At 48.0% G+C, this 15108-nt stretch carries 16 protein-coding genes and 1 riboswitch; of the genes, 2 read left to right on the top strand and 14 right to left on the bottom strand.

Annotation, left to right across the window (positions count from 1 at the left end; translation table 11 throughout):
* Window positions 1-11 precede the first annotated feature (11 nt).
* The 6 genes from accB to AC4EHJ_RS01760 form a co-directional block, all read right to left on the bottom strand.
* Window positions 12-515, bottom strand: coding sequence for an acetyl-CoA carboxylase biotin carboxyl carrier protein (gene accB / locus AC4EHJ_RS01785; RefSeq protein WP_490973882.1), 504 nt, complete (start codon window positions 513-515; stop codon window positions 12-14).
* A gap of 128 nt (window positions 516-643) precedes the next feature.
* On the bottom strand, window positions 644-1204 hold the full coding sequence (efp, locus tag AC4EHJ_RS01780; RefSeq protein ID WP_490973881.1) for an elongation factor P: 561 nt from the start codon (window positions 1202-1204) through the stop codon (window positions 644-646).
* Window positions 1201-2289: a M24 family metallopeptidase gene (locus AC4EHJ_RS01775; protein ID WP_490973880.1), complete on the bottom strand. Its 1089-nt coding sequence runs from the start codon at window positions 2287-2289 to the stop codon at window positions 1201-1203. Before AC4EHJ_RS01775 ends, efp begins: the two co-directional genes overlap by 4 nt.
* On the bottom strand, window positions 2286-2726 hold the full coding sequence (aroQ, locus tag AC4EHJ_RS01770; protein WP_490973879.1) for a type II 3-dehydroquinate dehydratase: 441 nt from the start codon (window positions 2724-2726) through the stop codon (window positions 2286-2288). Before aroQ ends, AC4EHJ_RS01775 begins: the two co-directional genes overlap by 4 nt.
* A 391-nt stretch (window positions 2727-3117) precedes the next feature.
* Window positions 3118-5676, bottom strand: a complete 2559-nt coding sequence (locus AC4EHJ_RS01765; protein ID WP_490973878.1) for a vitamin B12-dependent ribonucleotide reductase — start codon at window positions 5674-5676, stop codon at window positions 3118-3120.
* Window positions 5677-5865: 189 nt separating this feature from the next.
* Window positions 5866-6645, bottom strand: a complete 780-nt coding sequence (locus tag AC4EHJ_RS01760) for a lipoate--protein ligase family protein (protein WP_490975598.1) — start codon at window positions 6643-6645, stop codon at window positions 5866-5868.
* Between the two features lie 156 nt (window positions 6646-6801).
* On the opposite strand from AC4EHJ_RS01760, the gene AC4EHJ_RS01755 reads away from it, so the two are divergent.
* Both AC4EHJ_RS01755 and AC4EHJ_RS01750 read left to right on the top strand, forming a co-directional pair.
* Window positions 6802-7185, top strand: a complete 384-nt coding sequence (locus tag AC4EHJ_RS01755) for a rhodanese-like domain-containing protein (RefSeq protein ID WP_490973877.1) — start codon at window positions 6802-6804, stop codon at window positions 7183-7185.
* 72 nt (window positions 7186-7257) lie between these two features.
* A complete protein-coding gene (locus AC4EHJ_RS01750) occupies window positions 7258-8532 on the top strand; it encodes an AAA family ATPase (RefSeq protein WP_490973876.1) in 1275 nt (424 codons plus the stop codon).
* A gap of 69 nt (window positions 8533-8601) precedes the next feature.
* Here AC4EHJ_RS01750 and gcvPB read toward each other — a convergent pair whose 3' ends face one another.
* The 8 genes from gcvPB to comGC form a co-directional block, all read right to left on the bottom strand.
* A complete protein-coding gene (gcvPB, locus tag AC4EHJ_RS01745; RefSeq protein WP_490973875.1) occupies window positions 8602-10065 on the bottom strand; it encodes an aminomethyl-transferring glycine dehydrogenase subunit GcvPB in 1464 nt (487 codons plus the stop codon).
* Complete coding sequence (gcvPA, locus tag AC4EHJ_RS01740; protein ID WP_490973874.1) at window positions 10058-11425, bottom strand: aminomethyl-transferring glycine dehydrogenase subunit GcvPA; 1368 nt, start codon at window positions 11423-11425, stop codon at window positions 10058-10060. Before gcvPA ends, gcvPB begins: the two co-directional genes overlap by 8 nt.
* A gap of 27 nt (window positions 11426-11452) precedes the next feature.
* Complete coding sequence (gcvT, locus tag AC4EHJ_RS01735; protein WP_490973873.1) at window positions 11453-12553, bottom strand: glycine cleavage system aminomethyltransferase GcvT; 1101 nt, start codon at window positions 12551-12553, stop codon at window positions 11453-11455.
* A gap of 143 nt (window positions 12554-12696) precedes the next feature.
* Window positions 12697-12789: riboswitch (glycine riboswitch) on the bottom strand.
* A gap of 140 nt (window positions 12790-12929) precedes the next feature.
* Window positions 12930-13442 carry a shikimate kinase gene (locus tag AC4EHJ_RS01730; protein ID WP_490973872.1) on the bottom strand — a complete coding sequence of 171 codons (513 nt, stop codon included), beginning with the start codon at window positions 13440-13442 and terminating at the stop codon, window positions 12930-12932.
* 205 nt (window positions 13443-13647) lie between these two features.
* A complete protein-coding gene (comGF, locus tag AC4EHJ_RS01725) occupies window positions 13648-14079 on the bottom strand; it encodes a competence type IV pilus minor pilin ComGF (RefSeq protein WP_490973871.1) in 432 nt (143 codons plus the stop codon).
* Window positions 14076-14339 (bottom strand): hypothetical protein, encoded by a 264-nt coding sequence (locus AC4EHJ_RS01720; protein WP_490973870.1) that lies wholly within the window; start codon window positions 14337-14339, stop codon window positions 14076-14078. Before AC4EHJ_RS01720 ends, comGF begins: the two co-directional genes overlap by 4 nt.
* Window positions 14340-14364: 25 nt before the next feature.
* A complete protein-coding gene (comGD, locus tag AC4EHJ_RS01715; protein ID WP_490975597.1) occupies window positions 14365-14805 on the bottom strand; it encodes a competence type IV pilus minor pilin ComGD in 441 nt (146 codons plus the stop codon).
* Complete coding sequence (comGC, locus tag AC4EHJ_RS01710; RefSeq protein ID WP_490973869.1) at window positions 14790-15104, bottom strand: competence type IV pilus major pilin ComGC; 315 nt, start codon at window positions 15102-15104, stop codon at window positions 14790-14792. The genes comGD and comGC overlap by 16 nt, the downstream gene beginning before the upstream one ends.
* Window positions 15105-15108: the final 4 nt, after the last annotated feature.

Here is a 15108-nt window from a genome sequence, read left to right as displayed (position 1 = left end):
GGTTCCCCTCCTCAGTTCGCTTTAACGAGGAATAGAGGTTGGCCGTATTCAACCAACTGGCCGTCTTGAACCAGGATTTCCGTGATTTCCCCATCCACTTCCGCTTCGATTTCATTGAACAGCTTCATCGCTTCTACGATGCAGACCACTTGGTCGGCGGATACTTTCGATCCAACTTTTACATACGCTTCGTCTTCCGGTGATGGTGACATATAGAATGTCCCAACCATCGGCGACAAAATTTTATGCAGGTCGTCGTTATTGTCGACTGCCAATTCCGGTGTTTCTTCTGAAATCAATTCTTCGGCTTTCGCTGCAGGAGCCGGGTTTGCGGCCGGTGCGGGTGCACTCGTCTCAGCTTTAGGTAATGCCGGTGGAGCTTGTGTTGCCGGGGCTTGGACAGCTCCGCCATTTTTCTTCAATTTCACTTTGACGCCTTCAGACTCATAAGTGAATTCGTCGATAGACGATCCATCCACCAATTTGATGATTTCGCGTATTTCTTGGATTTTCAAATGATCCTACTCCCCTTTTATGTATATTTGTTGCCACTATCCCATTTTAGACTTTTTCAATCTATTTTGAAATAGCCAACGGAATATTTAAAAAAAGGCCTCTAGATTATAGAGGCCGATTGCATGGATTATTGTGCGCGTGAGACGTAAGAAGAATCCGTTGTGTTGATGATCAGCCTATCGCCTTCGTTGATGAAGAATGGCACTTGAATAATAAGGCCAGTCGTCAATTTAGCAGGCTTTGTTCCGCCGCTCGCTGTATCGCCTTTGATGCCTGGGTCAGTTTCGGCTACTTCAAGCACGACTGAATTCGGCAATTCCACTCCTAGCACTTCGCCTTGGAATTGGATGACTTGAACTTCCATGTTTTCTTGCAGGAATTTCAATTCGTATTCAATGCTTTTTTCCGGCAATTCAATTTGGTCGTATGTTTCTGTATCCATGAACGCATGGACGTCGCCGCTTGCGTAAAGGTACTGCATTTTGCGGTTGTCGATCTGCGCTTTAGCGACTTTCTCGCCAGCACGGAACGTTTTCTCTGTGACGCTTCCTGTACGCAGGTTGCGGAGCTTTGTGCGCACGAATGCCGCACCTTTGCCCGGTTTGACGTGCTGGAATTCCATAACGCGCCAAATGCCGTTATCCACTTCTATTGTGACGCCTGTTTTAAAATCGTTTACTGAGATCATTTAATTTCCTCCGTTACTTGTAAAATACGCAGTTCTTTTGTGGAGTGGGTCAATCGTTCATTGCCGGACTCGGTTATTAGTATATCATCTTCTATGCGGACTCCGCCAATACCCGGCAGATAAATTCCAGGCTCCACTGTCACTGCCATTCCTGGCTCGAGTATGGTCTGCGATTTGAATGAAAGACCGGGAGCTTCATGGACTTCAAGGCCGATGCCGTGGCCAGTCGAATGGCCGAATGCTTCCCCGTATCCTTTCGACTTGATGTGGTCGCGCGCGATCGCGTCCGCTTCAATTCCTGTCATCCCGGGTTTGATGTTTTGGAGCGCTAGCACCTGGGAGTCTAAAACGATCTGGTAAACTTCCTTCATCTTTTCAGACGGCTCTCCGACAGCAACCGTCCGTGTGATGTCTGAGATATAGCCATTGTACAAAGCGCCGAAGTCCAAGGTGACCATATCGCCTTCTTCGATCTTTTTATCCGTTGCGACGCCGTGCGGCAAAGCAGAACGGCCGCCTGAAGCGACAATGATATCGAAAGACGATGAAGTCGCCCCTTGTTTGCGCATGAAGAATTCCAGCTCGTTGGATACTTCCACTTCAGCCATTCCCGGCTTGATGAACGTGCAAATATGCTCGAATGCGTCATCGGCGATTTTCGCAGCCGCTTTCAAAATTTCTACTTCTTCAGGCGTTTTGATCATGCGGATCTTCTCGATCAAGCCGCTTGCCGGCTTCAACTCGGCTTCCAGCTTTTCAACGTATTGCGTGTAAAGAGCAAACGTTACATAATCCTGTTCGAATGATACCGATCCAAGGCCAAGCGATTTCGATATCTCGGCTACCTCTTCTAGCAGGTTGGTCTTCGCCTGTACGACTTCAAATTCTTTAACTTGGGCTGACGCCTGTTCCGTGTAGCGGAAATCCGTGACGAAAAAAGCTTTTTCCTGCGATACAAGCGCAAGGCCAGCGGACCCCGTAAATTCCGTTATGTACCGTAAATTATTTTGGCTGGTGATCAATAAAGCCTCGATATTCTGCTGTTCCATTTCGTTTCGCAATTTTTGAAGTTTCACTGGATTCATCCTCTCGATTGGGTTAAAAGCAGCGCATGCAGCGCAAGTTTGTAGACATCTTTGCCGAATCCCGTAATTTGTCCGGCGGCAACCGGCGCGATATGGGAATGGCGGCGGAATTCCTCCCGCTTGTAAACGTTTGAGATATGTACTTCAATAACAGGAATCTGGATGGACGCAATTGCGTCGCGTATCGCTACACTTGTATGGGTATATGCCCCCGCATTCAGCACAATGGCATCCGTGCCATCGTCCGCTGCCTTGTGGATCCAGTCGATCAGTTCGCCTTCATGGTTTGACTGCAAGCAAGAAAGTTCAATCCCATTGACCGCTGAAAAATCCATCAGCTCTGTTTCCAACTCCTCCAGCGTAAACGTGCCGTAGGCTTCCTTTTCGCGCTTGCCGAGGCGGTTCAGGTTCGGTCCATTCAAACACAACACTTTCATTGACCCCACTCCTATCCTGTCACATTCTTCATTATTTTATCACAGCAGCCTAAGAGAGCAAATCTTTCATCTATTTGGTCTTTCGCTTCACTGGAAGGCAGAACTCTTCTTTTGCTAGTACCGGTTGAATTCAAAATAGTTCATGTCAACCGCTCTTTAGTTCATGTAGACTGTCCGCTTCGTCATGTTAATTCTAAATTAATGCCGATTTAGGGCTTCAGCTTTTAAAAGAAGTCCGTTTTGCGAAGCTCTTGTTACGTTCTTGATTTTTTATCAAAAAAACCTTATGTAATAATATACATTTATTTTTTTCTAAAGGCGTATGCATCAATTTTCGGACGCAAAAAAACGCGGCGGCTGGAGCCGTCGCGCTTTTGGAATAGATATTCGATTAAAGTCCGCATTTCAATTGGGCATTGCAATTGGTGCAGGTATTGCAGCCGCCCATTTCTTCAACAGTCCCTTGGCGGCAGACTGGGCAAGTATCGCCCACTTCAGAGCCGATCGAGACGTTCGTTGAACGCAGATCTTGGATGGTATCAATAAGAACGATTGGACGCTTGCCTTTCACTTCTTCTTGATGCGGTTCTTCGAATGTGTTGTCCTCCGCTTTCAGAGTCAATACTTGCGAGTCACGGCTGCCATCGACATAGACGGTCCCGCCTTTCGCGCCGCCTTTGTAAAGACGCTCGTAGACGCCTTCAACTTGCTCCACTGTGTAGCCGCGCGGTGCATTGACCGTTTTGGAGATGGACGAATCAATCCAGCGCTGGATGATGCATTGCACATCCGCATGCGCTTCCGGAGCCAAGTCCATGGAGGTGACAAACGCTTTCGGAAGATTTTCTTCGTCCGCTTCCGGATTGTTTTTCAAGTATTCACGTACGATATCAGCTTTTACCTCGATAAATTTACCAAGGCGGCCGCTGCGGTAATATGTGAATGAATAATATGGCTCCAGGCCGGTCGATACGCCGACCATCGTGCCCGTTGAACCCGTAGGTGCCACTGTCAGCAAATGCGAGTTGCGGATGCCATTTTCAAGGATGCCTGCACGGATTTCTTCCGGCATGTCTTGCATAAAGCCTGTTTCTGTAAACGCTTTGCGCAGCGCTGCTGTTTCTTCATCGGTTTTGCCGATCAAGAATGGGAAGCTTCCGCGTTCTGACGCCAATTCAACCGATTCTTCGTATGCCGCTGCTGCAATGGTCTTGAAGATTTCATCGACCAACTCGTTGCCTTCAGGCGAGCCGTATTCTTTGTCGCAATAAATCAACAGATCCGCAAGCCCCATAACTCCAAGGCCGACACGCCGTTCGCCAAGCGCCTGCACCCGGTTTTCTTCAAGGAAGTAAGGTGTAGCGTCAATAACGTTGTCCTGCATGCGGACACCGACTTTGACCGTTTCTTTCAACGCTTTAAAATCGACTCTTTTCGTTTTCGCATCTGCGAATTGCGCCAAGTTGACAGCTGCCAAGTTGCACACTGAATATGGTGCTAACGGCTGTTCGCCGCACGGATTTGTTGCTACGACTTTTTGGCCGTAAGCTGTTGCGTTCGTTTTCGCATTGGCGTTGTCGATGAAGAAAATGCCTGGCTCTGCGGAATACGTCGCACAAACGTTGATGAGGTTCCATAGCTCGCGCGCTTTCATTGTGCGGTAGACACGCACTTTATGGCCCAAACGCTCCCATTCGCGTACGTCTCCGACTTCTTGCCATTTTTCGTTATAGACGGCCATTTCTTCTTTCGAGTACGATTCAACTGCCGGGAATCGCAAATCGAAATCTGCGTCCCTTTCGACCGCTTTCATGAAATCGTCCGTCAAGGTTACTGAAATATTCGCACCTGTCAGGAATTCTTCGTTATGGACCGTATAAGTACCGCCATCGCGCAGCTTTGTTTCAGCATCGCGCATGATTTTTTCATTGAAGCCGCCCATTCCAGGAATCGCGCGGTAATTCAGGATTCCTTGATACATCGCGTCTTCTTGTTCTGTCAGCGCTTTAAACTTCAATTTTTCATGGGCAAGTTTTTTAATCGTTTCGTCTTCTGTGTTTTCGATCAAGTAGCGGAGAATCCGCGGGTTCTGCATTTTTGAAATGATGAACTCCGCAATATCCGGATGCCAGTCGGCAAGCATGATCATCTGCGCACCGCGGCGCGATCCGCCTTGCTCGACAAGATGAGTCAATTTCGCGATATCGTCCAGCCATGAAACAGAGCCGGAAGATTTGCCGTTGACGCCTCTCGCCAATGTATTGCGCGGACGAAGCGTCGAGCCGTTCGTGCCGACGCCTCCTCCGCGGCTCATGATTTCCATCACTTGCTTGCGGTGGTCGGAAATTCCTTCGCGCGAATCAGCGACGAAAGGCATCACGTAGCAATTGAAATACGTAACATCTGTTCCGGCACCAGCTCCGTATAGAACGCGCCCTGCAGGAATGAATTTCAGCCCGACAAGCTGCTCGTAGAATTTATTGAACCAATGCTCACGCTTTTCGGGAGTCGTTTCAACAGACGCCAGGCCCGTTGCGTTGCGTTTCGCGATTTGTTCGTAATACACTTCCAGAGGTTTTTCGATGACATCAAGGCTGCGGTTGACGATGCCGGCTTCCATTTCTTCCGGTTTGTCGATTGCGCTGCGGTAATCTTCCTCGATCCAAATTTGCGCCGTGTTAGCCGCTTTGTCGACGGAAACGATGAACCCGAGTCCGCGGGCTGGGAATTTCGGATCTTGCTTGACGGTCAATACGACAAAGTCGCCTGCTTTGAGCGTCTTTTTCTCCGTATCCTTAAAAGAATAGCGGTCGATCATCACGAGGCGAGATACCCCTTTATGTGTCGTTTTCATGTCCGGAGTGATTGCATGGACCTGAGGGAACGACTGGATATCGCTATTCAACGACACCGGATTTAATGAATATTTTTTTTGAGTGGCAGAAACCATTTGACATTTCCTCCTTCATATTATATGGAGTAAACACTATATATAGTATTATTACATTTCCCATCCTACTATATATTGAAACGTCACTGCAATAACAAAATTTTGCTGGTTTTTCCATGAGACGTCTCAAAGCTGAATGTGCAACGGTTTCTGCCAAAACCGACGCTCCAAAATGAGTCTTTAGTCTCCTTAGGTGCGAAAATTCCAATCGTCATTTGCGTAGCGTTTTTCTTCGATTTTTTTCACTTCGGCGAGCTGGCTTTCCGACAAATGGTAAGGCGCCAATCGGATCGCTAAAGCCTTCTCGAATCCGGCTTTGAACACCGGAACACATTGCTCCGCGGTGACGCCGTCCTCAAGCAGCGAATTGATCGATACTGCTTTTTCCGGAATTTTTTTGCGCATCCGCTCTTTTGAAGCTTCATCTTTGAACTTGAACACCGATAATAATTTTTCCGCATCCAAATCGATCAAGATCGCACCATGCTGCAGGATTACGCCTTTTTGGCGCGTCTGTGCACTGCCCGCCACCTTTTTGCCGGCAACGACCATTTCATACCAGCTTGGTGCGTCAAAACATACCGCACTTTTCGGTTTTTTCAAATCCGCTATTTCATTTTCGCTTTCGGGAATCGAAAAATAGGCGTCGAGCCCCAAATTTCTGAAGCCTTCCAATAATCCCTCGCTGAGCACCCTATAGGCCGCTGTCACCGTCTCCGGCATATCCGGATAGGCTTCGCTCACAATGATGCTGTACGTCAACTCATGCTCGTGCAGCACGCCTCTGCCGCCGGTCGGACGGCGCACAAAGCCAAGGCCGAGTCTTTTCACGGCCTCCATGTCGATTTCCTGCTCGACTTTCTGAAAATAGCCGATTGACAGCGCAGCCGGCTCCCAACCGTAAAATCGGATAACCGGTGGAATCAGTCCTTCACTATGCCAATTCAGCAGCGCTTCATCGAGCGCCATATTAAAAGAAGCCGGCGCTTTGCCGGTATCGATGAATAACCATTCTTGAAAATTCACAAGATCGCCCCCTAAATTCTTTAATTAGTGTAACATTGCCATTGAATAAGAGTCACTTCATCTTTTATAATAAAGAGAGAATAGAAAGGGGCAAGAACATTGGATTTTCTTTACATCACTTTAGGCGTCGTAGTTGCAGTGCTCATCTTTGCTGCAATTTCATATTTCCGCATCAAGAAAGCCGTAACCACATTGACACAAGAACAATTTATCGAAGGCTACCGCAAAGCGCAGCTGATCGATGTGCGTGAAGCGAAAGATTTTGCAAACGGCCATATCCTTGGTGCGCGCAATATCCCGCAAACACAATTGAACCAGCGCTACAAAGAAATCCGCGCTGACAAACCCGTTTACATTTATGACCAGAACGGTGTACGCAGCGGCCGCGTCGGTTTGTTCCTGAAGAAAAAAGGCTACGACCAATTATACCAACTACAAGGCGGCTTCAAGCAATGGAGCGGCAAGGTCAAAATCAAACAATAGTTTAGAGCCTTTCCCGCGTGTGGAAAGGCTTTTTTCAATCGCTGGGCCCATTATATGAATTGGAGGAAAAACATGTTACCTAAAATTTTATTTCCCCACGGGGAAAGCCTGCGTGAAACTTTGCCGCATTATGCAGAAATTGCGGCGATTTCCGAAAAAGCATTGGCAGCGCTCGATGGACGTTCTGAAGGGCCTTGGTTCCACATCGACATCGAGGATACAATTACACAGCTCCATACTCACCTGATTGATCTTATGGAAAAAGGCAGCTTGCAATTCGAGACGCTGGGTTTCTTGTATCAAGCCCGTCCGCTCGGCAAAATTGCCAGCACTGAAGAAGATGATCAAAGCGGCAGCCTAAGAGTCCGGCTGAGTTTCGAAAACCGTCTGATCTATTTTCCCGAATTTGATGTAGCGCTATCGCAATACCCCATTTTCACTGCTGCTGAAAATGCCTGGCCAGAATTCCAGTGTTTCGCAAAATCAGAACAAGCTACACTCGCTTTCCTAGAAGCCATGAATGATTTGCTGCGGCTCGAATTGATGAACAGCATCACTTTTCTTGTTGATACCGATGATGGTGTCAAACGCCGAAATTATGGAGAGATGGCCATTGTCAACCGTGATGACGTCATACTCGAAGCTGGGGTCAAGAAGGACATTTTCCGCTCGATCGATGAATTCTTCCGGGAAGACGGCGTATTCTTCAAAGAATACGGAGTTCCTTACAAACGGGGCATTTTGCTTTATGGCGCGCCCGGCAACGGCAAAACGACACTGGTGAAGTCAATCACCGGTTCTACTGAAGCGCCTGTCGTTTACTGGCAGATCACCGAGTTTACTTCCAGCTATACCGTTCAGGAAGTTTTCAGTACAGTGTCGCGTCTCGCTCCCGCCATTCTGGTCATTGAGGATATCGACTCGATGCCCGAGTTTACACGATCCGTGTTTCTCAATACACTCGACGGCACACAATCACGCGAGGGACTCTTTATCATCGGGACGACAAATTACCCGGAACGAATCGATCCAGCTCTTATAAACCGTGCTGGACGCTTTGATCGAGCTTATGAGATCCCTTCGCCTGACAAAAAGCTGCGCAAGCAATATTTGAAGAAGCTTGACGTCAAGTCGATTTTCACTCCAGAACAACTAGAGGATATGGCCAAGCTTTCAAAAGGCTTATCGATTTCCCAACTAAACGAACTGTATATGTCTGCTGCCTTGAACTGGCATTATGAAGGGGAAACGAAATATGGAGAACGCATCCAAGAACTTCAGAAGCAAAGCAGACGATCTGCAAAAAACGATTGGGATGATGCTGATTCGCCAATCGGTTTCTACTAAACAAGCACCCGATATTGCTAAAAAAAGCCCGCCTGCGAAATTTCGCAGGCGGGCTTTTCCTATATTGTTTTATTCAGCTTTCGTGTAGCGGAGAACCGGTTTACGGGCAGCCTGTGTTTCATCCAGGCGCTTGATCACCGTCGTGTGCGGTGCGTTCTGAACGATTTCCGGATTGTCTTCGACTTCCTTGGCAATCTGGATCATCGCATCAATAAACGCATCCAAAGTCTCTTTTGACTCGGTCTCAGTCGGCTCGATCATCATGCCTTCCTCGACGTTCAATGGGAAATAGATCGTCGGCGGGTGGTAGCCGAAGTCCAGCAAGCGTTTTGCCATATCCAATGTGCGCACGCCCAATTTTTTCTGGCGGCGGCCGCTCAAGACAAATTCATGCTTGCAATGGCGGTCGTATGGCAAATCGAAGAATGGCTGCAGCTTGCGCATCATATAGTTTGCGTTTAATACCGCATATTCGGTCACGGCTTTCAAGCCATCCGGCCCCATTGAGCGGATGTACGTGTAAGCACGAACGTTGATGCCGAAGTTGCCGTAGAACGGTTTTACGCGTCCGATGGTTTCCGGGCGGTTATAGTCGAACGTATAAGCATCATTTGTTTTAACCAGCACTGGGCTTGGCAAATATGGAATCAAATCTTTATGGACGCCGACTGGCCCAGATCCTGGTCCACCGCCGCCATGCGGTCCTGTGAATGTTTTATGCAAATTCAAATGGACAACATCAAAGCCCATGTCACCAGGGCGCGCTTTTGACATAACGGCATTCAAGTTCGCGCCGTCATAGTAAAGTTTCCCGCCGACTTCGTGGATGATGGCAGCCATTTCAAGAATCTGTTCTTCGAAAAGGCCCAATGTGTTCGGGTTGGTCAGCATTAAGGCTGCTGTGTCGTTCCCGACTACGCGTTTCAAATCCTCCAAATCGACAAGCCCGTGTTCATTCGACTTGACCGTTACCGTTTCAAAACCGGCAACTGTAGCCGAAGCAGGATTTGTGCCGTGTGCTGAATCGGGAACGATGACTTTCGTACGGTTCATATCGCCGCGTGATTCGTGGTAAGCGCGAATCATCATCAATCCTGTCCATTCACCGTGTGCACCCGCTGCTGGCTGAAGCGTCACTTCGTCCATACCCGTGATTTCCTTCAAATGTTCTTGAAGGTCGAACATCAATTCCATAGCTCCTTGGACGGTAGACTCGTCCTGCAAAGGATGAATATTCGCGAATCCAGGATAGCGCGCTACGGATTCATTGATTTTCGGATTGTATTTCATCGTGCAAGAACCAAGTGGATAGAAGCCTGAATCAACGCCATGGTTGCGTTTTGACAACGCCGTATAATGGCGCATGATATCAAGTTCAGATACTTCCGGCAAGTCAGCCGCTTCATCGCGGATCAAACCCGCAGGCAGGATATCGTTCAAGTCGACTTCCGGCACGTCCAATTCTGGCAGGCTATAGCCTACGCGGCCTTCTTTCGTCATTTCAAAGATGAGTGGTTGGTTATCTTTATGCATGAGTAGCCCCCATTTCCTGCACTGCTGCAGCAAGTTCCTGCACGAATGCATCAATCTCTTCTTTTGTCCGCTGTTCGGTTACCGCGACAAGCGTATGGCCTTCAAGCTCCGGATAGCTGCGCCCGAGGTCGTAGCCGCCGATTATGCCTTTTTGGAGCAAGCGTGCATTCAATTCTTTCGAAGGTGTTTGGGTTTTCACAGTCAACTCGTTGAAATGGGCTCCGTCAAAAATCACGTCAAAGCCGGCTCCTTTTAATTGCTGCTTCATATAATGTGTTTTAGTAATGTTCTGTACAGCAATTTCTTTCGCGCCTGCCTTGCCAAGAGCTGTCATAGCCACAGCAGCAGCCAATGCATTCAGTGCTTGGTTTGAACAGATATTCGAAGTCGCTTTATCGCGGCGGATGTGCTGCTCGCGCGCTTGCAGCGTCAAAACGAATCCGCGGCGTCCGTCTTCATCAACCGTTTCACCCACTAAACGCCCTGGAACTTTACGCATCAATTGTTTGGTAACAGCGAAATAGCCGCAATGCGGACCGCCGAACGCTTCTGAGATGCCGAAAGGCTGTGCGTCGCCGACAGTGATGTCAGCTCCAAGTTTGCCGGGAGGCGTCAATGCGCCAAGCGCCAATGGGTTAGCCGAAACCGCGAACAATGCGCCCGCTTCATGGATAATCGGCTCCAGCCCTTTCAAGTCTTCAACTTGGCCGAAGAAATTCGGGTATTGCACCATGACTGCAGCCGTATCGCCGTCAATCATTTCTTTCAAAGCATCAAGATCGGTATGTCCGTCTTTCAATGGAATTTCTTCAACAGCAATTGATTGCCCTAACGCATAAGTGCGGACGACATCACGTGTTTCAGGATGGACAGCGCGCGACACCAGGATTTTTTTGCGGCGCGTGTGGCCTGCAGCAAGCATTCCTGCTTCCGCTAGAGCTGTGCCTCCGTCATACATAGAAGAGTTCGCAAGGTCCATGCCCGTCAATTCGCTAATCATCGTTTGGAATTCAAAAATCGCCTGCAGCTCACCTTGTGAAATTTCTGGCTGATAGGGTGTATAAGCCGTATAAAATTCAGAACGTGAAATGACATGGTCGACGATGATCGGTTTGTAATGATCGTAGACACCCGCTCCAAGGAATGAAGCATAGCGGTTTGTGTCAGCATTTTTCGCTGCCAATTGCGCCAGTTCTTTCGTCAAAGAAGATTCCGATTTTGCCGCTTTGATCTTGTATTCGCCTTTAAAGCGAACTTTCTCCGGAATATCTGCAAATAGCTCATCAATCGACTGGATGCCAATAACATCCAGCATTTCTTTTTCATCTTGAGACGTCATTGGTAAGTAGCGATGTTTCATAGAGTGCAGTCCCCTTTTCAAATGAGATTATTTTGATCGTTTGTAAAATGGCGTTTCGACTATTTTCGCTTTCAATCGTTTATTGCGGATTTCCACTTCAAGTTCTGTGCCAAGTTCAGCAAATTCGCGGGCGACAAGCGCTAGGCCGATGTTCTTTTTCAAGGTAGGAGATTGTGTCCCTGTTGTCACTTCACCGATCAGTTCCCCATTAGCGAACACTTTATAGCCGTGGCGCGGAATTCCTTTGTCGATCATTTCAATGCCGACAAGTTTGCGCGGGATGCCATCAGCTTTTTGAGCTGCTAACGCTGCTTTGCCATTGAAATCCTGCTCTTTGTCCAATTTGACAACAAAATTAATGCCTGCTTCCAGCGGTGAGATGTCTTTTGTCAATTCCTGGCCATAAAGCGCCAGGCATGCTTCAAAGCGCAATGTATCACGTGCACCTAAGCCCGTTGGCAACGCGCCGTCTTCTTTGCCTTCTTCCAAAATCTTATCCCATAACGCCACGACAGCTTCCGGGCTTGCGTAAATTTCAAAACCATCTTCACCGGTATAGCCTGTGCGGGATAACAAGACCGGATAGCCTCCGACTTCAACGTCCGCTTTGAATCGGAACGGGCGGATGGCAGATAAATCTTCTTCTGTCAGCCGCTGAAGAATTTGGGCCGCCATAGGGCCTTGAAAAGCCAATAAACCATAATTTTCAGATTCGTTTTTGAGAACGACGCCATCTCCAGCGTTTTTTTGCATCCATTCAAAATCCTTTTCGATGTTCGAAGCGTTAACCACCAACAGGTAATCGTTGTCGGCCATTTTGTAGACCAGCAAATCATCCACTGTACCGCCGTCTTCGTAGCACATTGCCGTGTATTGAGCTTGGCCGTCCTTAATCTTGGAAACGTCGTTCGTCACCAGGTTCTGAAGAAACTCGAGGCTGCCTTCGCCTGACACAAAAATTTCGCCCATATGGGATACATCAAATAATCCAGCTTTCGTTCTTACTGCTTCATGTTCTTCTTTGATGCTCGAAAATTGGACCGGAAGTTCCCAACCGCCAAAATCGATTGTCTTTCCGCCATACTTTGAATACGCCTCAAAAAGAGGGGTGCGCTGCAATTCTCCCATTCGTCTTCCTCCTTGGATGTCAAATTCCACAAAAAAAGGACAGAGATTCCCCCTAGAATAGGGAAATCTCTGTCCTGGAACCTGAAAGTTTACCTTTACGGCTTTCCTCTTTGGTAGCTGCTGAGCAGCGTTCTCCAGAGATGCGTCCTGCACGAGTCTTTTTGCCTGAGAGATTCGTGACATATTGTCATTTGCTCCTTCGGCGACGCTTTCGCGTTCTCTCCCCGTGCAATCATCCGCCCAAATCAAATGTTTGGTCCAAACCGTTATACAGAATAGTATAACTTTGTCTATATCCTAACATTGTATGAGCGGAAGCGCAATCTTTTTTAACAGAACTAACCAAACACGAATGATTATTGTTTATACAATAAAATCATTCGCCTTTTAGACGGTTCACTTGAAACGCGGCGTATTGGGTAATCTGCCGCAGCGTCCGAAACTCCGTGCGGATTGTGATATGCGCCGCTTCTTTATAGAAACGGTACCGTTTTTTAAACATCGCTTCAATCTCTTCCCGTGTTGAGTTTCGGACAATCGGCCGGTTCGGATCTTTGTGGATCCGCCTCCAAATTTCCCGGAATGGGGCGTCGAGGAAGAGTACCAGCCCTGTCGCTCGCATGATTTTGCGATTTTCTTCACGCATCGAAACACCACCGCCCGTCGAAACGATGCAATTGTCGTGACTGAAATTCTTCAAAAACTCTGTTTCGAGATCCCTGAAATGTTCTTCGCCAAACTGTGCAAAGATTTCTGGAATCGCCATTCCTGTCTGCCGGACGATTTCCTTGTCCATATCGTAGAAAGGGACTTTCAATAAAAAACTGAGCCTTCTGCCGACGGCACTTTTGCCGCAGCCCATAAATCCGACCAAATATATTCTTTTCATCTTACCACCCATTGCATCCTGCTACTCAGGTATTTTATGTTGCGCGATTTCTTCTAGTAGTTGTATCGTAGCATGTCTGTGCAAATTTTCCAAACTGTCGTACGTCTTATATTGAATAATGTAGACAGCTACTGCATGCGACATGAGGATAAGGGCGGAAAGAAAAAAGACTGCGGATACTGGATAAATCGAACCTTTGCCGCATCTAAGGCTGCGTAAAAACATATTCTTCCTCCAAAATTACGCCATCGGTGAATTCCGCCTGCAGCAGCAAGCTATGGCCGTCCAAAGAAAAACTGGCCCTTTTCACGCCCGTCAGCATGACTTCATGCCCTTGCCGAAACTTCTGCTTGCGGATGAACTTGTCATAACTTTCAATGTCGTATTCATTGCCTCCTTGGACGAGCCGCACGCCTGCGCCATTATTGATGATCACAAGCGACTCTGCGCCTGACAAATAGCTTTGCAATTCCCCTGCAAACAAAAACCATTCCGCCGCCTGGGGATCCGCTTCTTCGAAAAAGCTTCGCATAAAAATATAAAACAGCACGATGAGCGGCAGAAACATCATCAACAGCATCATCTCAAAAAGCGAGGTGAGAAACGTGAAGCCTTTTTCATCCGCCACTCGTTTCATTCGAGGCATTCCTTTTTCTGTTCATTCCGGAAATCATCGTAATAAACACAAAGCTGTTCTGCCATTTCCCATCGATAAAGTGTGCCAGCGGCTTTGCGTTCGCCCCTTGCTATGCCGAAGCCCGCTATCTCGATTGCGGCTTCATGCAAAGTTTCATATGCGACGAGCCGCTCTTTTTTCGCATGGAGCGATTGCTGGAGTTGCTGCATCACCGGCAGCAGCGTTCCGAACATCATGAAAAGCATTGCCAGGCTCAGCATTGTCTCCGCCCATGAAAAGCCGTTTTCATCCAGAAAACACCAGCCTCCCTTTGCCGATATGGACGATCAGCGATTTCTCGCCTTCGCTTGTATCGAATAATAAGGTGCCTGCAGCCGAAACAGACCCGTTAGCAGAAAAAGACACCGCCTTCAGATTGCTGGAGGCTTTCAGTTTTACAGTTGCCGGAAGGTTGCGCGAGGGCAAAATCGCTTTGAAAGACTGGACGACTTCGTATCGCCCCTCTGCTTCCCGAAACACGACCATGACTGGCGCTTTCGTTCGATACGATTCACTCTGGGCATAATAGATGTCGCGCATCAGGCTGTCGAAAAAGCGCGATTCTGCTCTTTCCGCCGCCATTGCTTGATAAGATGGCACGGCCATTAGCGACACAGTCATCAGCAAACTGAGCACGAGCAGCATTTCAAGCAGCGTAAACCCGCCTTGCTTTAAGAGCCTGCCGATGACACGACACCGTCAACCGAGATGACGATTGTATCGCCGTTCGGGCAGCTTGTCTCGCCTTCTTTCAAATAGCCGTTAGACACAAGGCTTGCCAGAGTCGGCACCGCCTTCTCATCCATACGATACGATTCCACTTGCCCTTGAACCATGTGGACAAAAGCCTTGCAGCCTTTTTCATCGACCGATGCCGATTGCTTGGTGACGTTTGGAATGGCGATGGCGATCAACACTGTGATGATCAGCATAACGATGAGCATTTCAATAAGTGTAAATCCTTTTTGATTTTTAATAAAACGCATGTAA

This window comes from Planococcus sp. TJ-301 (assembly GCF_058268475.1).
Note: the sequence above shows the minus strand (reverse complement) of the source record. Positions and strands in the feature narration are given on the sequence as shown.